This is a genomic window from Haloarcula terrestris (genome assembly GCF_031624315.1).
Classification (GTDB): Archaea; Halobacteriota; Halobacteria; order Halobacteriales; family Haloarculaceae; genus Haloarcula; species Haloarcula terrestris.
In genome coordinates this window covers 11,949-32,638 of sequence record NZ_JAMQOM010000021.1, presented here as the reverse complement: position 1 = coordinate 32,638, position 20,690 = coordinate 11,949, and the positions used below count along the sequence as shown (strand labels likewise).

Genomic DNA, 20,690 nt, shown 5'->3' with positions numbered 1-20,690 from the left:
TCTCGTGTTAACCAACACTACCCGCGACTCCATAGTTTGTTGGTTAAGACGATGGAGACGGTTCTCACGATGGCCGTCTGTAACACTACTCGAATCTTCTTTATATGCAAGTTTCGTACTATGTTACACCGTGCTCCGGCGCATCGAACTCGAGGTCCTTGCCACGGTCAACCGCGGCGACACGATCTCCGAACTCGCGACGAAGCTCGACCACAGCGAGAGCTATCTCTCTCGTGCCGTCGGGGACCTCGTCGAAAAGGGACTCGTCTACACGGAACGAGATGGCCGGCGAAAACGAGTCGTCCCGTCGGATGCTCGTGCCGTTGAACGATACCAGGACCTCGTCCGCCAGCACTCCCACATCGACTTCCCCGAGCTACTGACCGGCAAAGCACTCGAGGTACTGTACTACCTCGACCAGCCGCGAACTGTCTCCGAGATCGCCGACCGGAGCGATAACTACCGCAACACGGTCAACCGCGTCCTCAAGCGGTTTCGTGACCGTGGGCTCGTCGGGACGGCCGACGGCCGCTATGACTTCAACGCCGACTTCGACCGCCTCCACGAGTTTGCCCGTGAACTCGCACACCATCTGCATCGTCAACGCCTCGAAGCCGTTGCCCCGAAGGGCACGATTCTCTGGGAGGACTACGACGAATTCCTCGCCCAGGCCGAGACGGAAATCGACGCGGAGGCGTTCCACGAAACCGGCCTCGCTCGATTCGCGGCCTTCGACCTCCAGTTCCTGCTCACCGGCCACCGCTACTACGTCTACTCCGAAGACCTCGACGCAGTCTCGCCGGCGGAGCTCTGCTGTCACACGCTGTTAATCGACGATGGCAGCCGCCACCGCTCGTACTGCCTCCTCCTGCTCAGCCACGTCGACGTCGACGAGGAGAATCTCCGAGAGCAGGCAGCGAAATACGACCTTGAAAACGAAATCGACGCCTTGCTCCGCTACCTTGAGACGCACGGTGAGGTCGCAGATGACCGGCTCCCGGCGTGGGACGAGTTCCAGGAGCTGGCGGCTGACTACGAGGTACGACTATCCTGAGACCGAGCATCGTCAGCAGCAGTGCCGTCTGCCAGCGTCAGTTCGGATCGTAGGGATTCGTTGCTGTATCGAGTCGATAGACGTCCTCGACAGCGTCAAAATCGTCGTCAAACGCATACAGGTAGCCAAGCCCCTCGGTTTGCATATACGCCACAATGCAGGCATCGACGAAGGAGAGGGGTTCGTGTTGACGAAAGAGTGCCTTCCCGGTCGCGAGGGCATCGGTGGTGAGGGAGTCGATGTGGAAGCGGGCGTTTTCTTCGATGCGATCGAGGAGATCGACGGCTGCGTCGTGGCCGGCGTGGGTCGTGAGGCCGTTGAGCGTTTCCGCGAGCACGTAGTCGAGGACGACTGCTTCCGGGAGCGTTCCGTCGTCGATGCCGTGGAGCACCGGGAGCGCGGCATCGTGGGATCCATCTCGCCGGTATGCGGCGGCAAAGAGGACTGTCGTATCGATGAGTGCCCGCGGCATTTACTCGACGTCGACGCCCCAGGCGTCGTGCTCGCTCGTGACATCGGTCGGCTCCTCACCAGCGTAGCCGTCGAAGTCGGCGAACGTGCCCGTTTGCTGTTGGATCACGTGGACTCGGATGCTCCCGTCATCCTCGAGCTGCCAGCGGAGCTGATCGCCATCATCGATATTGAGTTCACGCCGAATCCGGGCGGGGATGTTTGCCTGGTTTCCAGACACCTTGCTTTCGGCGTCGATTCTGTCGCTGCTCATACCTCACGGTAGGTGACCGGCCGTGAAAAGTCTAGTGTGCCGCCACACTACCACGCGCTCCAGAAGATATCGTTCTAGTTCGAGGGTGCTGGAAGGCGCCCATCCGGACGTGGAACACGACCCTGTTTTATCTCGTGATCGACGCGACGCAGATGCTTACAGCCGCCTTCGGGTGAGCGCTGCTGCCAGTCAGGGCAGGTACACGACTTGTCGATGACGTCGACTTCGTACCGGTTTCCGGACGCGGACTGAACTTCGTAGCGGCCACCTTTCGAGAGGAGCGAAACGTCCATCGCTTCGGCGACAGCACGCTTCGTTCGGGGCTCGAGATCGTCCTGTGACTTTGGGTTCTCGTCGACGACCAGTCGGTCGCGAACGTCGCCCGTTCGGCCACCGTCGGGAGCGACGGCTTCCGCAGGGCCACTAAGCCGCTCGTGGAGCACTTCCTCCACCGGATGGCCTTCCGGCCAGAGGTAATGGACCTCGCGGCGCTCGCGATGGTCATAGGAGCCGCACGCGGCTGCGCTCCCAGTCCAGACACGCCACGCCCCGAGTGCTGCCATCACGTCGACGATGACTCGCGGAACAGCCTCGTGCTTGTCGGGGTAGAACATCCGAAAGCGAGTACATTCCGCCTGCGGCGGAACCGTCTCCCACCACTCGACGTCGTCGTCCCAGCTCTCGCACATCGCCTTATCCTCCCCGTATCCAACGGTCAGGCCGTCGATCTGCGGTATCTCCACCGATGTCTCGTCAGCCTCGTCTTCGAGCAGCCGAAGGACGGCGTACCGGAGATACTCGTGATTCGGATTGTCTGAAGATTGGGCGACCTGCTCGTGGTGCTCTGCGACTCGCTCTGCCTCGTCGAGAACGGTCGTTAGATATTGGTCGGTCATGGGTCGGTGGAGACGGAAGTGCGCCTCCGCCCCTCGGCGGGCGCTGAAAAACTTAACCAACAAATACCGATCAATCGTATCTTCTGTTGGTTAACCCCTCTCTGCTCGAATGCTGCGCCGGATCGGACTACCGGAGCTAAGAATAGTATATCTGTATAGCGATAACGTCATAGGGAATACGGGGGACAAGACTAATACCGTTAGATGCGATACCGATAACTAACGATGATGGAGTACGTCGACGAGACCGCGGCGAAGATCATGGTCGCGGCCCGGCCGGGTGACTCGATCCGGCGAATCGCCCAGAAGATCGACGGCTCCTACTCGTGGGTGTACGACTGGATCGAGCGGTTGGAGAACGCAGGCTTCATCCGGCGTGATGACGGCGTCTACATCGAGAATTACGCTGTCAGGGATCGTTACTACGATCTCGTCGCGGCCATTTCTCGCGCTGTTCCTCCCTCGATCGACGACGGCTACGTCATTCCACACTTCGCCGGGATGCCGTTCACGTACACGAAAATCGACGGCGTCTACGTCTGGACCCACGGCGGCTATCAGATCGCCCGCGGTCACGACGACTACCCGATCTTCATCCAGGTCGCCGACCAGGACGTCGAACGGTGGACGGCGTTCTTCGACGAGTTCGGCATTCCGAGCCGGATCGAAGAGCGGCCGGATGCGACCGACTCCGACGCGGCCGTCTCGTACGTGTTGTTCCCGACGAGTGGGGAGATCACTCGCGAGTGGGTCGACGGCAATCCGGTCATTCCGTTAGATGAGGCAATCGAGCACATGTTGGAGTACCGGGTGAACTACGAGCCGGCGTTGGAGATGATCGCCGACGAGTACGACCGCGATATCGACGCGTCCCACGAGGATCCGCGTCTCAATGCATGAGCCTCGGTGAACGCGAAGACGAACTACTGGATACGCTGGAGGCAGTCATCGACGCTGACCTGCCGTACGTGCTCGTCGGTGGGTGGGCGATCGCGGCGTTCAATCAACGCTTTACCACGGACGTCGACGTCGTCATTCCGGCCCAAGCGGTCGACGACTACACGGACCTTCTCACCGACCGCGGCTACGAGAAAACGGCCGATGTCGAGCGAAACGAACTCTACGAGGGCCGGACTATCCGGTTTACGAAAGATATCGGGAATCCGGTTCAGTTCGACGCGATGGTGGACGCGCTGGGCTGTCGCCAGACGGAAGCTGAATGGTCGTATCGCTATCTGGCCCAGCACTCTGTCACCGAGGAACTGCGAACCGGACGCCCGGTAACAGCCAGGATTCCGGAACGGGAGTTGCTGTTCGCGGTGAAACTCCACAGTGGCCGCAAGGCAGACTCTCGGGATCTGGTGGTGCTGGCTGCTGGCGCAGATTTCGACCGGATCGCGACTCATCTGCATCGCGGAGAGTCCGAGAAGCTCGCTGGTCGCATCGAGACTGTCCTCAACCGCCTCACGTCGGAGGATTTCGCAGATGCATTCAAAGGAGTCTTCGAACAGCAAACGGTTCCCGAACAGGATATCGATGCCGTCGTTGAGTTCCTTCGTGACCAGCAGCGCCGAATCGATTCTGAACGATAACATCGACTGTCGATGGGTATGTCTCGGGACCGATCGAAACACACGGGATCGGGACGCGGAACGAATTAACCAACAATGTCGACAGAGTACCCTCCAGCGTTGGTTAACAGCCGGGAAGGGGGTGTTCAGCCCTCTACAACTGTGTCGATGATCTCCTGAGCGGTCGAACTGATCCGGCCGAGACGCTCCTGAATGCTCTCCGCATCGTCGTCCTGCCACGCGGCAAGATAGAACGCTGAACCGCTCGTATCCAGGTCGAAATACCGCCCGACGATGTACGCAACAGCTTCGGCTTCGATCTCGCGTTTTGCACGCTCGGGTTCGTCGTCGACATCGAAATGGAGCAGTGCGTGGGCGTACTCGTGAATCAGCGTCACGGCGAGATCGGCCTGATTCGAGCGGGCTTTCGCTTCGACGACGGGTTGGAACTCGTGGAGATTCCGGTGTTTGCAGACGCCTTTCGCGTCGCCATGCTCCCACTCAGCAGCGTCGACGACGCGGACGTCGACATCGAGCGTAGCTGCCGCATCAAGGAGCGCTGGCACCAGGTCGTCGGCGTTACCAGTGGCCTCGGTTTCCAACTCGGGGAGCGGTTCGCCCTCGGTTTGAGACACATCGAAGACTGCTGTTGGTTTGAATCCAACCAGTCCTTTGGACCACTCCTCGGGTGGCGTCTCGTCATAGTCACAGTCGCTTTGCTCGTGGTAACTCGGCGAATTCTCGCACTCCGGACATTGCTTGGTGATGATCGGTGCCCAGATCCAGATCGCCTGTTCGCCCTCTTGGACGTGCCGGTCGAACTCCGATCTCCACGTATTGTAGCCCGCCACGCGGGTTGCCTCGGGACACTGGCGCTTGATGAGGAGCGTGTTCCGATACGAGTAGTCGTGGAATCGACTCTGGACGTCAAGCCACTCCTGGAACTCCGCGCTAGCCTGCGCGTCGTCGACGCCGGCGGCGAGGTCGTCGATCCACTGTTCGATGGTGCTGTTCATCTCGTCATCTCGCGTGTCGGTCTCCTCGAAGGAAACCGACGAATTACTGGTCGTAGCCATTGTGTTCACCGAATCGAGTTTACCGGGACTGCATCAGTTCAGAACGCGCCGCACCCCTTCGGGGGCGAACAAAAACCACCCTCTCGGTTATCGGAGTTCGTGGGTCTCGTCAGCGAAGCCGACCGTGACGAGGTACTTGAGGAATTCGTCGAACCGCTCGACGTCGCTAGGCGTGTCGGTCGCCAGATGACGTGCCCACTCGATAGCCCACCGGAAGGCAGGATCTGTTCCGCCCTTGCCGTGAATGTACCACCAGCGACCCGCCTTGAGGACGACCAGTGGGTTCGTCGGGGGCTGTTCGCTTGCTAAACCACGGGTTATCGACTCGATTTCTCCGGGCACGTCGGCTGGTTCTATCTCTCCGGACTGGGTGTTCGAGATATCGATCGGGATCTCATCGACTGAAACGTCGTCTACAGTTTGTTGCTGGCTCACGGAAAGTCACCTCTGGACGAAGGCTCACGACCGAGCCTCCGCCCCCTCCCCGGGCTCGAAAAACAGCACGCTGCGTCACGCTGGGGGGATGTAGACACTCTGTTCGCCAGCGATCTCCTCGAGGTCCTTCCGATGGCGATGGGTGAAGTAGCACTCGTAACTGCAGTACCCACAGACTGCACCGGTATCGTATTCAGCGACGAAGGGGCCGCGACGTGTTCGCCAGACGTTCGCTCCGCATTCGGTGCAAGCTCCCTTTTCGAGATCGGCAGGACTCGGTCCCTCGTACTCGAAGTGTAACCCAGCGTCCTCTGGTGTCGTCTCGGGCCAGATCCCATGTGACTGCCAGAACTCGCGGATGCGAGCGAGACTATGGCGCACCGTCTTTCGCACGGTGACGTGGTCGGCGTTGCGACCGCTGTCGTCCCAGCCGTCAGCCGTCCAGAACTCACCGAACTGTGCGCCACGATGGAGTCCGTTCCAGTCAACGCCGACGATGTCGGCTGGTGGCTCGTCGGTGAGTGTCGGCCTGGTCAGCTGTCGAATGGCGTGGAGCTGCTTGGGCGGACTCCCGCCGAGGATGTGGACGCGCCGCCCTCTCCAATCGGCAGGGTCGGAGAACTCGTGGGCCAGGCGGTCGGCGTATCCTCGTGAATACCCGAGGACGAGACCCTCAGGAATCGCGTCGATCACCGCTCTAGACTTCGGGACGATGATGAGCTCGGCCTCGGGGTAGCTTGCTTGGATCTCACGGGCAGCAGCGACGTGGGCGTCGACGTCGTCGATCTCGTCGACGTCCCCGATGACCCCGACCTCTGGTTCGTACTCGAAGAAGCGGTCGACGAACCGCTCCAGATCGGGATTCCGGAAATCGTTGTCGAGCATCCCGACGGGAATATCGAGGTCCAGGTACTGATCCGTCTGATACCCACAGTCTTCCCGAAATCCGGGGAGAAATCCGAGGGCTAGAGCATCGGCGACGAATGGGGCCCGATGGAGGAACGCCACATGGTCCGCTTGTCTGGCGACAGCGATGTCGCTAGCCGTGCTGGAGTCTGAACTCAAATCGAGGGACATAACGGAACTCGCGAGGCGGCTGTTGGTCGCCCCGCGCCCATTCAGGGGCCCGAAAAACCGCGGCACAGCACATTAACCAACAATAGGGAAACTCACGCGGAGTGTGTTGGTTAAGAACAGCGCTTACCCTTCGTCCTCACGTAACTCTTCAGCTTTCCACTTGAGCCGGTGCAGAATCTGCGTCCGATTCTGGTGCGCGTTCTCGTAGGCAACACACTCTCGGAGTGTCTCCATATCCGGAATCGTCTTGATCCCGGCCTTGATTAGGCGCGTGTTCGGTGCTTCAAGCCGCTTCTCTGGCGGGAATTCGTCGCTCTCTTTGTCGTCAGTGGACCCCATCTCAAAGAGCCTTCACCCCTTTGAGGCCGACACAAACAACTCTCCGGACGATAACGCCTCATCTCTAATAGAGATAATACCGGTATAACAGCTACCGTAATGGTCATTCCCCGCGAGTGTTTACAGGCCCGTATGGAGCGAAAGACGATCTCCGTCACCGGGATGTCGTGCAACGGGTGCGAACAGAACGTGGAGACCGCCCTGCGAAACCTCGACGGTGTGAGTCGGGTCGAGGCCGACCACGAAGCTGACACGGTCGACGTGGTTCTCGAGGATGGAGTCGCAGACGACGACGTGAACGCGGCAATCGAACAGGCTGGCTACGACGTCAAGGCCTAATCGGCCGCCGCTCGGCCGTCTTCCCGCTCGCCGTCGGTGCGTTCGTCGAGGGCGAATTTGGTGTTGACACCCTCGCCCGAGAGGAGCTGACCAGCGAAGCTGTTGGCGAGGACGGCCGAGACAGACAGCACCATCGCGAGCATCGCGAACACTGGGTGGACGAGCCCGGTCGTCGCGGCGGCGACACCGACCCCGTTGAACGCGAAGGCCGTCGCGAGGTTCTGGCGGGTCTTCCGGTAGCTCTCTTTCCCGATCTCGTAGGCGTCCATCACGCCACCAAGCCGGTCACCCATCAGGACGATATCCGCCGACTCGATGGCGATGTCGGTCCCAGCGCCGATGGCGATGCCGATGTCCGCCTGCGTGAGTGCAGGAGCGTCGTTGATGCCATCGCCGACCATCGCCACGCGGTGGTCGGCTTCCTGCAGGCGCCCGATCTCCTCGCGTTTCTCGTCAGGGAGGACGTCGGCCATAACCCGGCCGATGCCGATCTCTTTGGCGACCGCGTTCGCGGTGCGTTCGTTGTCGCCGGTGATCATCACGGGCGTGATGTCGGCGTCGCGCATCCGCCGGATCGTCTCGGCGGCATCGGCTTTGATTTCGTCGCCGATGCCGATCAGGCCGATGAGGTCACCGCCACGAACAACTCCAGCAACGGTGAGGCCGCGGCCTTGGAGTCGCTCAATATCGGCGTCTCCCTTCGACAGGTCGATTCCCTCGTCGCTGAGCCATCCCGGTTTCCCGACCAGTACGTCGTCGCTGGCCACGGTTGCCCGGACGCCCTTGCCGGTCACGGAGCCGAAGGCATCGGGGTCAGCGTACTCGACATCTTGCTCGTCGGCGGCCTCGAGGATCGCATCGGCGAGCGGGTGCTCGGAGAAGGCCTCTGCACTGGCCGCAGTCGTGAGTACATCCACCTCGTCGGCACCCAAGGCGACGACCTCACTGACGGCGGGTTCGCCAACGGTGATGGTGCCAGTCTTGTCCAGCACGATGTGGTCGACGTCGGGGAAAATCTGGAAGGCGTCACCGGAGCGCATCAGGATGCCTCGGTCAGCGGCCTTCCCGCCGCCCCGAATTAGCGCGAGCGGTGTCGCCATCCCGAGCGCACATGGATAGCCGAGCACGAGGACCGCCAGCGCTGCGAACGCCCCGCGCTGGATGTTCGGACCTCCGCCCCACGCGAGCGGTGCGATCATCCAGAAGAGGAATGAGAGTGCAGCGATCGTCAAGACGCCCGGGACGAAGTACTTGAGCACGCGGTCGGCGAGCTGGATGATGCCGGGCTTCATAGCGCGTGCTTCCTCGATTTCGCGGGCTACTTGATTGAGAAATGCGTCCTCGCCGGTGGCAGTTACCTCGATGAGCAGCGTCCCGGTCTCGTTGACACTGCCGCCGATCACCTCGTCGCCTTCGGCCTTCTCCTCGGGGATGGACTCGCCGGTGGCAACCGACTCGTCGACTGCGGATTTACCCTCGACGACCTCACCGTCGACAGGGATGTTCTCGCCGGGCTTGACCCGGACGTAGTCGCCGACGTCGAGGCCGTCGAGGGGGACTTCCTCGACGTCACCGTCCTCACCGATGCGGCGTGCCGTGTCGGGCTGGAGGTCGAGAAGGCCTTGGACGGCTTGGGAAGCCCGCGTGCGGACGATGAGGCTGGTGTACTCCGAGAGGATGTGGTAGGTGGTGATGAACACGGAAACGGCGAAGAAGTGGACGGTCGGGAAGCTCGGGAACACGAACAGGCCAAGCAGTCCACCGACGAGCCCGGCGAACGCGCCCGCTTCCAGGAGGACGTGCTGGTTGAAGATCCCCCGGCGCAGGCTCTGGAACGCCTTCTGTTTGATATACCGTCCAGGAACGAACATCGTCCCCAGCGCCAGCCCCAGCGTCACCAGATCCATTACGAGAGATGCCGACTCGAAGCGTCCCATCACGACGATCATCCAGCCCATCAGCGCGGCAACGACGATGGACGCGCCGCCGGCGAGCAGGAGACGGTGCTTGCCGTCGGCGAGTTCGGCCTGCTGTTGCTCGTATCGCTTCGCTTTGTCCGGGTCGCGGATGGTATAACCGAGATCCCGGAGCGTGCCCTTCACTTCGACTTCACTCAGGATGTTGTCGTCGTACTGAACGAGGACCTCCTCGTGGGCGAGACTCACGTCGACGTCCTCGACGCCGTCGGTCCGGCTGTAGGCCTTCTTGATGCTCTCGGCACAGAACGAGCAGGACATCCCCCCGACGTTGAATTGTTCCTGTGTTGTTCCCATCGTGGTCGCTAGTTACCCAGCGAATTGGATAACCATTACGACTAGAGCTATAGCGGTATCGAATAACTAAGACTGCTGTCGAGTGTGTTGCGTTACTCTTACTATCGTCGTTCCCCTACGTCCTCACAAGAATGGCGCTCCTCGAATCCGACGTGCCGATCCGTGAAGTCGTGACGACGGCCCCGGAGAAAGCGAAAGCGTTGGAGAACGACGTTCGGGCGAAGATTCTCGATATGCTCGCTGCCGAAGAAATGACGATCGAAGAGATTCACGACGAACTGCATCGTCGCGGTGAGGAGAAGGCTGAGACGACTGTGCGCCACCACGTGAACGTTCTGAAGGATGCGGGGATGATCGAGATCGCCCGGCTCGAGGAAGCCGGCGGCGGAACGCGGAAGTTCTACAAGTCGAACACGCGGGTCTTCTCCTATGAGCTCCCGGAGGAAGCAGACGAAACCCTTGCGGGGGCGCAGTCCACCACGTCCGAGGAGTTGGCATCCCTCATTGAGACGCTGTATACGAAACACGGTACTGAGATCGAGGCGGTCGCCCGCGAGATGAAGCCCTGTGAGTACTGCGACACCCAGCACTACGAGGAGTTCATCGTTCGCGAACTCCTGAACCGTGCCCTCATCGAATTAGGCGATAGCGGCACACTTGACGACGTATTCTCGACCGACGACTAAGGCTCACTCGATACAGCAGCTCATCTTGGACGTATCCCGGCGGAAGGCCTGACAGGCTTGTTTGAACGCCTCGGAGAACGTCGGGAACGGGTGGACAGTATCGATGATGTCGTCGACGGTGAGACCGAACTTCACAGCCAGCGTGGCTTCCATGATCATGTCGGCGGCGCGGGGGCCGACCATGTGGACGCCAACAATCTCGTCGGTCTCGTGGTGCTTCACCACCTGGACGAGTCCATCCGTGTTCTTGACGGCCTTTGCCCGAGGGACATCTTCCATCTGAACCGTCCGGCAGGAACAGGTACCGTGTTCGTCCATATATTCGCGTTCAGTTGTCCCAACGACTGCTACCTCGGGACTGGTGAACACGACTGCGGGGACTGCATCGTAGTCGATGCTGACGCCCTCGTCCCCGAAGGCGTTCTTGACGGCGTGATTGCCCTCCTTGGCGGCGACCGTCTCCAGTTCGGGCTCGCCGATCACGTCGCCAGCCGCGTAGATGTCGGGATTGGTCGTCTGGAAATGCTCGTCGACGCGAATCGCGCCATCGGATTCGGTCTCGACGCCGACTGCTTCCAAGCCGATGTCCTCGCTGTTGGGCTGGACGCCGGTTGCGACGAATAACGCCTCTGCGGTGAACGCTTGCTCCTCGCCCTCGATGACAGTCTCCACAGCGACGCACTTCTGACCAGGGTCAGCACCACTGTCGGTAGCCACATCCTGAACCTGCTGGAAGTCGTTACTGGTCACGACGTCGATTCCCTCCTCATTGAAGGCTCGTTGCATCTCCCGGCCGAGCTGACCTTCCATATCTGAGAGCACGTGACCGGAGCGCTGGAGGATGGTTACGTCGACGCCGACACGGTGGAGGATCTGGCCCCACTCCAGCGCGATGTATCCGCCACCAAGGATCACGATGCTCTCGGGGAGGTCGCCCTCCTCGAGGATGGTCTCGCTCGTGTAGTAGTCGACGTCGTCGAGCCCGTCGATGGGCGGCGCCCACGGTGAACTGCCCGTCGCGACGAGCGCCTTCTTCCCAGTAATGTGCGCGCCCTCGTCGGCGCCGTCGACGACCTCGATGGTCGTATCGTCGACCAGCTGGCCGTACCCCTCGTAGATGTCGGTCTCGAAGTGCTCAGCGACGTCGACGTAGTTCTCCTGCCGGAACCGTTCGATGAGTTCGCCGGTGCCGTCGAGGGCGTCGGCCCAGTCGACAGTCGGCTCTTCGGGATATGTGACGGCGTCGAAGGGGTTCTCCGACGCTGCAGCACTACTCTCGGCGACGGCGAGCAGATGCTTACTCGGGACACAGCCGACGTTCACGCACGTCCCGCCGATGGGCAAGCCCGTATTCACCATCGCCGTCGAGAGGTCCCGCCGGCTTGCTTCAGTGATGGCGGCGAAGGCAGCGGCTCCGCCGCCGAGGATCACGAGATCATAGTCGGAGGTGTGAGTCATCTATACCGATACTTTACGACAGGAAGTTCTTATACTCCAGAGTCCGAAGCTATGGAGTAGGTTGGAGGCCACGAAGCTATGGCAGATACTACTTCATCGGCGCCCGCGTGCGATATCGACGGCACGTGCTACTGCCCGCTCACAGGAGTTATCGACACGTTGAGCCGGAAATACGCGATGCAACTCGTCAGCATCATCGGCGCACACGATGCACTGCGGTTCGCGGAGATTGAGGAGCACCTCCCGACCGCGAGTACGTCCACGATCTCGAAACGCCTCGACGAATTCGAGGAGGCGGGTCTCGTTTCACGGACGCAGTACAACGAAATCCCGCCACGTGTCGAGTATGCGCTGACGGACGACGGCGACGAGGTTCGAACACGCCTGGAACCGTTACTTGAGTGGGCAACAGAGAACAGCTGAGATATGAGGGAGTTCGAGCTTCAGCTCATTGCCTCTTGGAATCACTCTCGTCATGCGCCTTGGGCCCCTCTCACGGGCGCAAAAACAACTACTACTTACCCAACAGCTCCCCCGATATCCCAGCGTTGTTGGTTACTCTCTTGAATGGTCTCGACACCTGTCTTTGATTCTCTGACTTACTCGTCGGCCCTACGTCGGCGACGTACCTGCTCTGGGTTCGGTACCCACGGATGGGCGTTCCAGCAGTGGAGCGCGTGGTTTCGTGCCGAGTCGAACAGTGCCTCGCACGATCCGCACTCGTAGGTCGTCTCGGGCCAGCGTTCCGCAACGAACATTGCCGTCACCGTCGATCTAACTGGAGTGGGAGCAGCCCCCCGCCGAACGTAGTCGTAGCCGACCACCGTCCGTCGTCGAAGCGCTGCCCGCGCCAATCGTTCGGGTTTGTCATTCGGGAGGTACACCCAGCGTACGAACGCCGTTTCTGAGTCTTTTGCGGACGGTTGGAGAACGAACCACCGGTCGTGTTCGTCACGGAAGAGGTACCGCTCCGTGCCTCGGTTCTGGAGATAGAGTGAATCACCTCGACCGGGAATCAGCCGTAGTCCGACGGACGGTGAGATCGGAGTGAGAAGGCGTTCTTCAAGTGAGGGCGAGCGGGACTCACCGGACGACTCCTCGACCTTGAACTCACCGAGAGTCGCTTCGCTGGTCATGAGTCGTCGGTGTCTTCCTCAGCTGTTCGCTCGTGCCGGTCGTTGTATCGTTTGAGTTCCCGGCCGATGCGCTCCAGCGCCTCGACAGGGCGTCCGATGAGCTGGAATGCGCTTCGGGAGAGGCGAAGGGTCTCCATCAGGCTTCTTCCTCCGGCTCGACGAGGTTGTTGCTCTCAGTGACCAGTTCCTGCACGGCGGGAGCAGGAGTAGTTCCGACCGGCAGGGTTCGATGATCGAGCGGGGCGGGATACGCTCTGTCGCCCTGCGCACAGAGTACGATCAGCCACTCTGTACTCCCTTCGCCAAGGACGACGTAGTGGTCGATGTCTCGACGCTGGAAGACCGTCCGATCTGTTCGGTTTACGACACTCCAATTCGCCGGTAGCGACGACGACGGGATGCCACCGTCCGGCGTGAGAGCGTGGTGCTCGTTACAGTCAGCGAGTGCAGCCTCGATGTCGTTGCCGGTGAGATGCCAGCAATTAGCTGGTCCAGTGCACTCCAGCTGGCTCACCACGTCATCGCAAAATTGGATGTAGTGCTGGGAGGCGACGGCTTCGTCGTCGTAGTAATCGAGGAGGAGTTCACAGGCGAGCTGTGCCGAACCACTGCCAGTGTCGCCCCATTCGAATCCCGACAGGCTCTGTCGTATGAGATCGAGGCTTCGGTCGGGGGCGAGTCGTTCGTGTTCGGTGAGGTTGAGTACGACCGCTCTGTCGCCGACGCGCATCCCCACATACTCGACGTGGTCTCTGTTCGTCGGGCAGGGGTCGCTCTCAGTCTGTACTTCTGTTCTGGGACCGTCGGTCAGATCTGTTTTCATGTGTCGAACGCGGGTGGTCGAGTACCCCGCACCCCTACTGGGGGTGAAAAACAGCCTCCATGAGCAGTGATTCAGTCCTGTGAGCGGATTTCGTCGGCCTGCTGCTTGAGCTGGCGAAGAATCCGAACACGCTGCTGATTCGTGTTCTCGTAGGCGACACACGCTCGCAGCGTCTCCATATCGTGAATCGTCACGATACCGGCGTTAATGAGGCGCGTGTTCGGTGGTTCGAGACGCTGTTCTGGTGTTAGGCCACCCGATTCTACAGATTGATCTGATGAGTCACTCACTGGTGTTCGCCTCCGCGCCCTCAAGGCGACGACAAACAGCACCTGCTCATTTCCGTCCTAGCGCAACTTCGGCGACGGCCACTCACAGATACCGCCGCTGTTGCTGTCACAGTGAGCGCTATCTCACTCCTGTTGTCGCTTGAGGAATTCGAGCAGCGTCTCGATATCCTCTGCCGAGGCTGATGATTGACCGAACATACTCTTGAAGCGGTGATCGAGCCCGCCCTCTTCGATGAACGTTTGTGCCTCACTGAGCTGATCACGAAGGGCGTCAGCATCGCCGCGATGCAGGTGCGTCTCGACCATGTCGAGGTTGATCGACGGGATCGCAGCGAGGACGTCAGCGAGATCCGTTTTCCGACCACTATGGAGCTTGGCCGCGACGAGTACTTCCCCGTCGGCTGCTCGTGCCGTCGTCGACTGAGTGCCGCCTGATATCGTCGTCGGAGAACTGTGTGTGCGCAGATAGTCGAACGACCACTCTGCCTTGGTTTGTCGGCAGCCGAGGCGGTCGAGGTCGGTCGAGAACCGCGCCTCGAACTGACTGATTGCGTAGCCGCCAACGAGGACGAATCCGATATCGGACTGTTCCAGCTCTTCGAGCACTTCGATGAGTGCCTCGCTTCGGTCTTCTTGACTCATGTTCAGGCTGGCTCCATCCGGTAGGCTGCGTCAGTGTCGATGTCGTCGTACATCCGGCCGAGCATATCGAGTGCCGACTCGAAGGTCGCGTAGTACTCGTTTGCGAACGCCACGGTTTCCTGAAGCGGGATGACGGGCCGTCCGTCGACCATCTCGGCCTCGATCTGTGACCGTGGCTCCAGAACGACTTGGATGGTGCCATCGAGATCGTCAGCGGGCTGGCGCTCTTCTGTAGTCGGGATTCCGAATTGGTTGAAGAACGACGTCCAGGCGTCGAGTTCGGATTCGTGGACGGCGATGAACAGCGGATAGTCCTCTGTGTCGCGAGCGACCTGGTAGCCACCGCGGGTCCAGACGTAGACCGCATCGATGGCGGTGAACGCGTAGTTCATGCCAGCGAACTGCGGGAGGACGTACGCCTCCGAGATCGACGGCGGCGAGATGTCTGCTGCGGCCGCCAGGAACTCGAGACCGACGTCGCGGAGCGTCTGATCGAGGAGCTGGAGGCCATGATCGTACGCGACGTAGTCCGCCTCCTCAAGGCGATTCACGACGCGCCGAATCGTCTCGCGGTTCTCGTCGATCTTTCGCGCGACGCCGGAGATGGAATCGCCTTGATCAAGCGCGAGGATGACCTTGAGTTCCTTTTCACCGCATACTTCGTACATCCTATGATTACACAATTCTGTGCAACACCCAAAAGAATTACTATTCGTGTAGATCTGCTGGCTGGATTTGGCGAGCGTCCTCAGCAAGATCGTGGATGTACTCCCGGAGGATTTCCATGTCCTCGCGGGCATCTTCGAGCGTCTTGCCTTTCGCTTTGGCCACGATTTTGTCCTGATCGCGGGTGCCAGTGCCGCGAGTGAGCTTCACGGTGAGTGAGACGCCGACATCGCTTCGCTCGACGTACTCGGTTGGTGCCTGTCGCTCAGTGTTCTCCGTCGATTCGGCGGGCGTGTGCGACTGCTGAGTGGGTTCTGCCATGGATTGCTCTTTGTGATCGTTAGTTGATGGTCGGTGCGACTGGCTCGCCAGTCGTCTCACGAAGGGCTGCGTCGATCTCGCTAGAGGTGAGTCGCCAGTACTCGTCGGACCCCGCGCAGCCCAGCTGGCTCACGACCTCGGTTTTGAATGCCTGGTAGTGGTCGAGAGCGAACGCTTCGTCATCCGTGTAATCGAGGAGGAGTGCGAGCGCGAGTTGTGCCGGACCACTACCACCGTATCCCCATTCGAATCCCGAGGGACTGTGGTTCACCAGCGCGAGACTCCGCTCTGGCGTGAGCCGTTCTTGGCCGGGACGTTTCTCAACGATAGCCCGCCCGCTCTGCCGATACCCGACGTAGGCGATTTCGCAGTCGTTCGCTGGGTGTGTCTGTTCGTGCGAGTGTGTGTCGCTAGGTTTACTCATCGGTCTGTTCGGGAGCTGCTCGTTCGAGCACCCCCGCACCCCTCAGGGGGTGAAAAACAGCCACAGGACCTGCTTTCCCCTACGCGAGATGGGAGATATCGGCTGGTTCGTCGACATCGTCGAACTCGCCTCGTTCGACCGGCTCCCAGTCATCACCGGGTGCTGGACTCCACCAGTCGACCTTGTAGGCACCTGGTGCGCCGAGGATCTTCACCCGTGCCGACCCATCGGGTAGGTCGCGACGGAGCTTCTCGTCGACGTGGAGGTTCCACGTTGAGTGGGTGTCGAAGCAGGCGAGGACGGCCTCCTCGTAGCCACGTGTCTCTCGGGATTCTTGGAGTTCGACCTGCGTGTTGCAGTTCTTGCAGAACACACCTTCGAACGGAATGTGACTGAATACCTCGTGCCCGCAGACGGGACACCAGAGGAACTCGAACAGTGCTTCGCTGTGGCGGTCGATGACTCCCAGACTCATCTGTGGATCTGGCCCGATTGAGACGGGCCACCCATCCCGGCCCAAAATAAACGTCACCGCAGAAACGTTCCCATCAATCAGCGCTCGGCGCCGTACACGATTCTCGAGGATGCTTCGTATCCACAGCTCCGACATTCGACCCAGCGCTGAACCTTCGCGCCGTCAGCCGTTTTTCCGCCGATTGCCACGTCGCTGTTCAGACACTCGGGACAACTCAGTTCGGGCGCTGGCCGGTCACGGAGCTCGTCACGGAACGATTTCACGTCCTTCGTCTCGTACCCCCGCGACCACACTGGGTAGCCGTCGACGAGGATTACGCCACGCCACTTGTAGCGGTACGAATCCGGTGCTCGGTGTAAGACCGCCCGAGCGCCGGTCTCGGTATTCCGGTATGCGAGTGTGGGCGTGCGGCTCTCGCGCTTCCAATTTGTGATCCGGGACATCTGTTAGAAGTGGACGTCGGCGGGCACGATCCAGAGCTCCTCGCTCTCCTCCAGCACTCGATCCAGTTGCTCGCGGTGACGGATACCGTTCGCATATTCGTTGTACAGGAAGATCGTTGGCCCGTCGTAGGCGCCGACCTGGTGGAAGGCGTGCCGAGCGAGTTCTTCGTCGCGCATGATCTCCTCATCGGAAAGTTCGTCAAGTGCCTCCCTCACCCGTTCGAGATTCCGCTCGAACTCCTCTTTCGTCGCCTCCCAGCCACGCTCAAGCAGGTCTTGGCCATCGTCGGAGTCGACGGGGGCTGCAGTCGGCAACTCACCCCATCGGGCCTTCCCCGCAACGGACGTGTCTTCCTCATCAAAAGTCACGTGGTAGTCGAAGACTGCGCCAGCGTGTGGGTCCGCGCCGACCAGGCGGTCGAACACCGTCTTTCCGGTGGATAGTGCTTCGTCTTCTGTCGATGCTTCTACCAGGCTGTAAATGACCATGTGCATCTCGAACACCTCGAAGCGCCGACGCACCGGGAGTCGTTGCTCGCTTGCTCCTGCTGCGCCGGCACCCATCGCCGGCACTCGAAAAACCTGATCTAGCGGTCGATTCTTAGGAGTCGTTCGCTCGGTCGACAGTGATGGTCAGGTCCCCAGACTCGTAGTCGGCCTCGAAGTCGACGGTGAACGCATCCGAGTCGTACGCGGCGTGGTAGGCACGGTGTCGTTCGAGCGACCCCGTCGCCTTGAAGTGGAAGAACGCAGCTGCAGTGTAGGGCTTGCTCTGCGTCTCGATTTGCGTTTCGACTGACGCCGGAAGTGCGATCTGTGGCGTGTCGGTGTCAATACTCGCAGCGAACGCCTTCGCTTCCTCGACGCTCGCCTGCGAATGTACGGGCGTCTCGCCGGTGAGCACGTTTACCGGGGTTTCCGTGTCGTCGGTGAACAGGACATCGTGGAAGGTGTGCGTCCCGAGGACTGCGTCGGGACCGAACTCACAATCGTGGAATGGATCGTCGTCTGGATTCTCGCGCATCAAATCAGAGCCCACGGTGGGGCTCAGTCCTTTCTGCCCCAGACAAACCACAACTTGTCTCGATGTAGCGGAGGTAAGTCCCGAAAGAAGAGCGTCCTGCCCGCACTTCCCGCCGCAGAGTCAGGCGTCGATGATTCGATCGGGCTCAATCCGGGACAACCGCATCGCGTTCCCGGTGACGCCGAGGCTCATCCCCATATCTCCGACAACGACTGCCAGCGCAACGCTGACCAGGCCCAGCGGCACGCCTAGCGCGAGCAGGAGCTTCACGCCGAGGCTGGCCCAGATGTTCTGCCGGATCACACCGTTGGCCGTATGCGACAGATCGTACAAGTACGGGAGTTTCCCGATGTCGTCGCCCATCAACGCAATATCAGCCGTTTCGAGGGCGGTGTCGGTGCCGGCGGCGCCCATCGCGATGCCGACCTCCGCAGTGGCGAGCGCGGGGGCGTCGTTGATGCCGTCGCCGACCATCGCGACCTCCCCGTACTCCGCCTGTAACTCTTCGACCGCGTCGACCTTCTCGTCGGGTAGGAGTTCGGCGCGATACTCATCGACACCGACCTGCTCGGCGATGGCGCGGGCGGTGCCCTCGTTGTCGCCGGTCAGCATCACCACGCGCTCAACGCCCAGCTCGTGCAGGCGTTCGACAGCCCGCTTCGAGGCCGGGCGTACCTCGTCGGCGATGGCGATCGCACCCAGCAGTTCCGACTCCGTCCCGACGATAACGACCGTCTTGCCCTCCCGCTCCAGTGCGGCGAGCGCGTCCTCGGCGAATGCCCCGTCGTCGTACTCGGCCGCCTCTTCCGCCGCGACGCCGCCGTCCGTCTCGCGGCGTGCCCGAGAGAGATCGAAGCCCAACTCCTCGAAGAGCGCGGGCTTGCCCGCATAGTACGTCTCGCCGTCGATCTCGCCCCGGATGCCCTTCCCCGTGAGGCTCTCGAAGCCAGTCGGGTCGGGCAAGTTACCCACGCCCGCCTCCTCAGCACGGGCGAGAATCGCCGCAGCGATGGGGTGCTCACTGCGCCGCTCCAGCCCGGCGGCGCGACGGAGCAGATCGGCCTCCGTGGTGTCGCCGACCGGGACGACGTCGGTGACGGCGAGTTCGCCCTTCGTGAGCGTCCCCGTCTTGTCGAGCGCGACGGCATCGACTTCGCCCATCGCTTCGAGGTAGTTGCCGCCCTTGATCAGGACGCCGTTCTTCGCGGCGCTGGTGATGCCCGACACCACCGAGACGGGTGTGGAGATGACGAACGCACACGGGCAGGCGATCACCAGCAGGGTGAGCCCCCGGATGAACCACGTCTGCCAGTCGCTCGCGAAGGTGAACCCGTATCCGGCCAGGTCGACCGAGATGGGGTCGGCGATAACCAGCGGCGGGATAGCGGCGGTCAGGATTGCCAGCACGACGACGAGGGGTGTGTAGTAGCCGGAGAAGCGGTCGACGAACTGCTCAGACTCGGTCTTCTTCGCCTGTGCGCCCTGGACCATCTCGATGATGCGCGAGAGCGTCGAATCGCCAGCGGTCGAGGTGACCTCTACCTCGAGGTACCCCTCCTCGTTGATCGCGCCAGCGTAGACCTCGTCACCGGCAGCCTTGTCGACGGGGACGCTCTCGCCCGTGATCGGCGACTGGTCGACTGCACTCTCGCCGTCGATGACCGTGCCGTCCAACGGAATCTTGTCACCGGGGCGGACGACCACGGTCTCGCCAACGTCGACCTCCTCGGCGGGAACGGTCACTTCCTCACCGTCGCGAAGGACGGTCGCCTCGTCGGGCGAGAGTTCCATCAGCTCGCGCAGGGAGTCCCGTGCCCTGTCCATCGCGTAGTCCTCGAGCAGCTCGGCGATGCTGAACAGGACGGCCAGCGTCGCCGCCTCGACGAAGTAGCCGATACCGGTCGCCGCGATGATCGCCGTCCCCATCAGCAGGTCGATGTCGAGGCTTCGGTTCTTCGCGGAGTAGTACCCGCTACGGACGACGGGGATGCCGCTGGCGGCGACGGCGCCGAGGAACAGGACATCTGCGATGTGGAGCGGGTACTCGAGGACGCTCGCCACCGTGACGTTCTGTCCGGTGAGGAGGAACTCAAAGAGGAGGCCGAGCGTGACGAACGCCGCGCCGAGCCACGTCTTCTTCGCGCGAGGACTCGTCCAGACCTCCGATGGTGGCGCGATGTCGACGCCGTCGGTCGCCTGGTTGTCCTCATCATCGCCCTCAGCGTCCGAGCCCCCGACGACCTCGTAGCCGGCGCCTTCAATCGCCTTGACTACGTCGGCTTCGCTAGTCCGATCAGGGTCGTACGTGACGTTGGCCGTGCCGGTGGTCGGCTGGAGCGTGGCGTCAGTAATGCCGTCGACACGCTGGAGGCTCTTGTCCACCTTTTGGGCGCAAGAGGGACAGTCCATCTCGGGAACGGCGAGGCGGGCGGTCAGCTCACGTCGCTGTCCGCCGCCGCTCGTTTCTCCTGCTGCGTCCGGATTCTCTGTCATTACCTCACGGTAGGAGTGGGAGTTC

Annotated in this window: 28 protein-coding genes; 6 read left to right on the top strand and 22 right to left on the bottom strand. The window is 61.3% G+C overall.

Going from position 1 to position 20,690, the window contains the following annotated elements:
- Window positions 1-130: 130 nt before the first annotated feature.
- Complete coding sequence (locus NDI54_RS20515) at window positions 131-1,054, top strand: helix-turn-helix transcriptional regulator (RefSeq protein WP_138246853.1); 924 nt, start codon at window positions 131-133, stop codon at window positions 1,052-1,054.
- 37 nt (window positions 1,055-1,091) lie between these two features.
- Here NDI54_RS20515 and NDI54_RS20510 read toward each other — a convergent pair whose 3' ends face one another.
- The 3 genes from NDI54_RS20510 to NDI54_RS20500 form a co-directional block, all read right to left on the bottom strand.
- Entirely contained in the window at window positions 1,092-1,526 is a 435-nt protein-coding gene (locus NDI54_RS20510; protein ID WP_092635736.1) for a PIN domain-containing protein, read from the bottom strand.
- Window positions 1,527-1,778 carry an AbrB/MazE/SpoVT family DNA-binding domain-containing protein gene (locus tag NDI54_RS20505; protein ID WP_092893732.1) on the bottom strand — a complete coding sequence of 84 codons (252 nt, stop codon included), beginning with the start codon at window positions 1,776-1,778 and terminating at the stop codon, window positions 1,527-1,529.
- 74 nt (window positions 1,779-1,852) lie between these two features.
- Window positions 1,853-2,674: a hypothetical protein gene (locus NDI54_RS20500; protein ID WP_135823147.1), complete on the bottom strand. Its 822-nt coding sequence runs from the start codon at window positions 2,672-2,674 to the stop codon at window positions 1,853-1,855.
- A 228-nt stretch (window positions 2,675-2,902) separates the two neighbouring features.
- On the opposite strand from NDI54_RS20500, the gene NDI54_RS20495 reads away from it, so the two are divergent.
- Window positions 2,903-3,574 (top strand): helix-turn-helix domain-containing protein, encoded by a 672-nt coding sequence (locus tag NDI54_RS20495; protein ID WP_310898196.1) that lies wholly within the window; start codon window positions 2,903-2,905, stop codon window positions 3,572-3,574.
- Window positions 3,571-4,266: a nucleotidyltransferase domain-containing protein gene (locus tag NDI54_RS20490; protein WP_092893729.1), complete on the top strand. Its 696-nt coding sequence runs from the start codon at window positions 3,571-3,573 to the stop codon at window positions 4,264-4,266. The genes NDI54_RS20495 and NDI54_RS20490 overlap by 4 nt, the downstream gene beginning before the upstream one ends.
- 125 nt (window positions 4,267-4,391) lie before the next feature.
- Here the strand turns inward: NDI54_RS20490 and NDI54_RS20485 are convergent, their stop codons facing one another.
- From NDI54_RS20485 to NDI54_RS20470, 4 genes are all read right to left on the bottom strand, one after another.
- Window positions 4,392-5,321 (bottom strand): ArdC-like ssDNA-binding domain-containing protein, encoded by a 930-nt coding sequence (locus NDI54_RS20485; RefSeq protein ID WP_092893728.1) that lies wholly within the window; start codon window positions 5,319-5,321, stop codon window positions 4,392-4,394.
- Between the two features lie 87 nt (window positions 5,322-5,408).
- On the bottom strand, window positions 5,409-5,756 hold the full coding sequence (locus NDI54_RS20480; protein ID WP_119712848.1) for a hypothetical protein: 348 nt from the start codon (window positions 5,754-5,756) through the stop codon (window positions 5,409-5,411).
- A gap of 75 nt (window positions 5,757-5,831) precedes the next feature.
- Window positions 5,832-6,833, bottom strand: coding sequence for a DUF6610 family protein (locus NDI54_RS20475; RefSeq protein ID WP_220619905.1), 1,002 nt, complete (start codon window positions 6,831-6,833; stop codon window positions 5,832-5,834).
- 123 nt (window positions 6,834-6,956) lie between these two features.
- Window positions 6,957-7,172 (bottom strand): hypothetical protein, encoded by a 216-nt coding sequence (locus NDI54_RS20470; protein WP_220619906.1) that lies wholly within the window; start codon window positions 7,170-7,172, stop codon window positions 6,957-6,959.
- A gap of 132 nt (window positions 7,173-7,304) precedes the next feature.
- Here NDI54_RS20470 and NDI54_RS20465 point away from each other — a divergent pair, with 132 nt between their 5' ends.
- Window positions 7,305-7,511, top strand: coding sequence for a heavy-metal-associated domain-containing protein (locus NDI54_RS20465; protein ID WP_137783042.1), 207 nt, complete (start codon window positions 7,305-7,307; stop codon window positions 7,509-7,511).
- On the opposite strand, the gene NDI54_RS20460 is transcribed toward NDI54_RS20465, so the two are convergent.
- Window positions 7,508-9,784 (bottom strand): heavy metal translocating P-type ATPase, encoded by a 2,277-nt coding sequence (locus NDI54_RS20460; protein WP_220619907.1) that lies wholly within the window; start codon window positions 9,782-9,784, stop codon window positions 7,508-7,510. The genes NDI54_RS20465 and NDI54_RS20460 overlap by 4 nt on opposite strands.
- Window positions 9,785-9,915: 131 nt before the next feature.
- On the opposite strand from NDI54_RS20460, the gene NDI54_RS20455 reads away from it, so the two are divergent.
- Window positions 9,916-10,470, top strand: coding sequence for an ArsR/SmtB family transcription factor (locus tag NDI54_RS20455; protein WP_220619908.1), 555 nt, complete (start codon window positions 9,916-9,918; stop codon window positions 10,468-10,470).
- Between the two features lie 3 nt (window positions 10,471-10,473).
- On the opposite strand, the gene merA is transcribed toward NDI54_RS20455, so the two are convergent.
- Entirely contained in the window at window positions 10,474-11,928 is a 1,455-nt protein-coding gene (gene merA, locus NDI54_RS20450) for a mercury(II) reductase (protein WP_310898195.1), read from the bottom strand.
- Between the two features lie 78 nt (window positions 11,929-12,006).
- Here merA and NDI54_RS20445 point away from each other — a divergent pair, with 78 nt between their 5' ends.
- Window positions 12,007-12,351 (top strand): winged helix-turn-helix transcriptional regulator, encoded by a 345-nt coding sequence (locus tag NDI54_RS20445; protein WP_220619910.1) that lies wholly within the window; start codon window positions 12,007-12,009, stop codon window positions 12,349-12,351.
- Between the two features lie 176 nt (window positions 12,352-12,527).
- On the opposite strand, the gene NDI54_RS20440 is transcribed toward NDI54_RS20445, so the two are convergent.
- The 13 genes from NDI54_RS20440 to NDI54_RS20380 all read right to left on the bottom strand — a co-directional run bounded on the left by NDI54_RS20440 (window position 12,528) and on the right by NDI54_RS20380 (window position 20,665).
- Window positions 12,528-13,064: a hypothetical protein gene (locus NDI54_RS20440; RefSeq protein WP_220619911.1), complete on the bottom strand. Its 537-nt coding sequence runs from the start codon at window positions 13,062-13,064 to the stop codon at window positions 12,528-12,530.
- Window positions 13,061-13,201, bottom strand: coding sequence for a hypothetical protein (locus NDI54_RS20435; protein WP_220619912.1), 141 nt, complete (start codon window positions 13,199-13,201; stop codon window positions 13,061-13,063). The genes NDI54_RS20440 and NDI54_RS20435 overlap by 4 nt, the downstream gene beginning before the upstream one ends.
- On the bottom strand, window positions 13,201-13,887 hold the full coding sequence (locus tag NDI54_RS20430; RefSeq protein ID WP_220619913.1) for a DUF6166 domain-containing protein: 687 nt from the start codon (window positions 13,885-13,887) through the stop codon (window positions 13,201-13,203). The genes NDI54_RS20435 and NDI54_RS20430 overlap by 1 nt, the downstream gene beginning before the upstream one ends.
- A 71-nt stretch (window positions 13,888-13,958) precedes the next feature.
- Window positions 13,959-14,177 (bottom strand): hypothetical protein, encoded by a 219-nt coding sequence (locus tag NDI54_RS20425; RefSeq protein ID WP_220619914.1) that lies wholly within the window; start codon window positions 14,175-14,177, stop codon window positions 13,959-13,961.
- A 123-nt stretch (window positions 14,178-14,300) separates the two neighbouring features.
- Window positions 14,301-14,819: a hypothetical protein gene (locus NDI54_RS20420; protein ID WP_220619915.1), complete on the bottom strand. Its 519-nt coding sequence runs from the start codon at window positions 14,817-14,819 to the stop codon at window positions 14,301-14,303.
- A gap of 2 nt (window positions 14,820-14,821) precedes the next feature.
- Window positions 14,822-15,487 carry a helix-turn-helix domain-containing protein gene (locus tag NDI54_RS20415; RefSeq protein ID WP_220619916.1) on the bottom strand — a complete coding sequence of 222 codons (666 nt, stop codon included), beginning with the start codon at window positions 15,485-15,487 and terminating at the stop codon, window positions 14,822-14,824.
- Window positions 15,488-15,527: 40 nt separating this feature from the next.
- Window positions 15,528-15,806, bottom strand: coding sequence for a DUF7389 domain-containing protein (locus NDI54_RS20410; protein WP_220619917.1), 279 nt, complete (start codon window positions 15,804-15,806; stop codon window positions 15,528-15,530).
- Window positions 15,807-15,825: 19 nt separating this feature from the next.
- A complete protein-coding gene (locus NDI54_RS20405) occupies window positions 15,826-16,230 on the bottom strand; it encodes a DUF6166 domain-containing protein (protein WP_220619918.1) in 405 nt (134 codons plus the stop codon).
- A gap of 79 nt (window positions 16,231-16,309) precedes the next feature.
- Window positions 16,310-16,705, bottom strand: coding sequence for a DUF7567 family protein (locus tag NDI54_RS20400; RefSeq protein WP_220619919.1), 396 nt, complete (start codon window positions 16,703-16,705; stop codon window positions 16,310-16,312).
- A 77-nt stretch (window positions 16,706-16,782) separates the two neighbouring features.
- Window positions 16,783-17,148: a DUF7568 family protein gene (locus NDI54_RS20395; RefSeq protein ID WP_220619920.1), complete on the bottom strand. Its 366-nt coding sequence runs from the start codon at window positions 17,146-17,148 to the stop codon at window positions 16,783-16,785.
- 3 nt (window positions 17,149-17,151) lie between these two features.
- A complete protein-coding gene (locus NDI54_RS20390) occupies window positions 17,152-17,643 on the bottom strand; it encodes a hypothetical protein (RefSeq protein ID WP_220619932.1) in 492 nt (163 codons plus the stop codon).
- Between the two features lie 106 nt (window positions 17,644-17,749).
- Window positions 17,750-18,172 carry a hypothetical protein gene (locus NDI54_RS20385; protein WP_220619921.1) on the bottom strand — a complete coding sequence of 141 codons (423 nt, stop codon included), beginning with the start codon at window positions 18,170-18,172 and terminating at the stop codon, window positions 17,750-17,752.
- Window positions 18,173-18,292: 120 nt separating this feature from the next.
- Window positions 18,293-20,665, bottom strand: coding sequence for a heavy metal translocating P-type ATPase (locus NDI54_RS20380; protein WP_310898193.1), 2,373 nt, complete (start codon window positions 20,663-20,665; stop codon window positions 18,293-18,295).
- Between the last annotated feature and the right edge of the window lie 25 nt (window positions 20,666-20,690).

Coding starts and splice junctions, on each gene's coding strand:
- NDI54_RS20510 (WP_092635736.1), bottom strand. CDS start 1,526: ATGCCGCGGGCACTCATCGATACGACAGTCCTCTTTGCCGCCGCATAC.
- NDI54_RS20505 (WP_092893732.1), bottom strand. CDS start 1,778: ATGAGCAGCGACAGAATCGACGCCGAAAGCAAGGTGTCTGGAAACCAG.
- NDI54_RS20500 (WP_135823147.1), bottom strand. CDS start 2,674: ATGACCGACCAATATCTAACGACCGTTCTCGACGAGGCAGAGCGAGTC.
- NDI54_RS20495 (WP_310898196.1), top strand. CDS start 2,903: ATGGAGTACGTCGACGAGACCGCGGCGAAGATCATGGTCGCGGCCCGG.
- NDI54_RS20490 (WP_092893729.1), top strand. CDS start 3,571: ATGAGCCTCGGTGAACGCGAAGACGAACTACTGGATACGCTGGAGGCA.
- NDI54_RS20485 (WP_092893728.1), bottom strand. CDS start 5,321: ATGGCTACGACCAGTAATTCGTCGGTTTCCTTCGAGGAGACCGACACG.
- NDI54_RS20475 (WP_220619905.1), bottom strand. CDS start 6,833: ATGTCCCTCGATTTGAGTTCAGACTCCAGCACGGCTAGCGACATCGCT.
- NDI54_RS20470 (WP_220619906.1), bottom strand. CDS start 7,172: ATGGGGTCCACTGACGACAAAGAGAGCGACGAATTCCCGCCAGAGAAG.
- NDI54_RS20465 (WP_137783042.1), top strand. CDS start 7,305: ATGGAGCGAAAGACGATCTCCGTCACCGGGATGTCGTGCAACGGGTGC.
- NDI54_RS20460 (WP_220619907.1), bottom strand. CDS start 9,784: ATGGGAACAACACAGGAACAATTCAACGTCGGGGGGATGTCCTGCTCG.
- NDI54_RS20455 (WP_220619908.1), top strand. CDS start 9,916: ATGGCGCTCCTCGAATCCGACGTGCCGATCCGTGAAGTCGTGACGACG.
- merA (WP_310898195.1), bottom strand. CDS start 11,928: ATGACTCACACCTCCGACTATGATCTCGTGATCCTCGGCGGCGGAGCC.
- NDI54_RS20445 (WP_220619910.1), top strand. CDS start 12,007: ATGGCAGATACTACTTCATCGGCGCCCGCGTGCGATATCGACGGCACG.
- NDI54_RS20440 (WP_220619911.1), bottom strand. CDS start 13,064: ATGACCAGCGAAGCGACTCTCGGTGAGTTCAAGGTCGAGGAGTCGTCC.
- NDI54_RS20435 (WP_220619912.1), bottom strand. CDS start 13,201: ATGGAGACCCTTCGCCTCTCCCGAAGCGCATTCCAGCTCATCGGACGC.
- NDI54_RS20430 (WP_220619913.1), bottom strand. CDS start 13,887: ATGAAAACAGATCTGACCGACGGTCCCAGAACAGAAGTACAGACTGAG.
- NDI54_RS20420 (WP_220619915.1), bottom strand. CDS start 14,819: ATGAGTCAAGAAGACCGAAGCGAGGCACTCATCGAAGTGCTCGAAGAG.
- NDI54_RS20415 (WP_220619916.1), bottom strand. CDS start 15,487: ATGTACGAAGTATGCGGTGAAAAGGAACTCAAGGTCATCCTCGCGCTT.
- NDI54_RS20410 (WP_220619917.1), bottom strand. CDS start 15,806: ATGGCAGAACCCACTCAGCAGTCGCACACGCCCGCCGAATCGACGGAG.
- NDI54_RS20405 (WP_220619918.1), bottom strand. CDS start 16,230: ATGAGTAAACCTAGCGACACACACTCGCACGAACAGACACACCCAGCG.
- NDI54_RS20400 (WP_220619919.1), bottom strand. CDS start 16,705: ATGAGTCTGGGAGTCATCGACCGCCACAGCGAAGCACTGTTCGAGTTC.
- NDI54_RS20395 (WP_220619920.1), bottom strand. CDS start 17,148: ATGTCCCGGATCACAAATTGGAAGCGCGAGAGCCGCACGCCCACACTC.
- NDI54_RS20390 (WP_220619932.1), bottom strand. CDS start 17,643: ATGCACATGGTCATTTACAGCCTGGTAGAAGCATCGACAGAAGACGAA.
- NDI54_RS20385 (WP_220619921.1), bottom strand. CDS start 18,172: ATGCGCGAGAATCCAGACGACGATCCATTCCACGATTGTGAGTTCGGT.
- NDI54_RS20380 (WP_310898193.1), bottom strand. CDS start 20,665: ATGACAGAGAATCCGGACGCAGCAGGAGAAACGAGCGGCGGCGGACAG.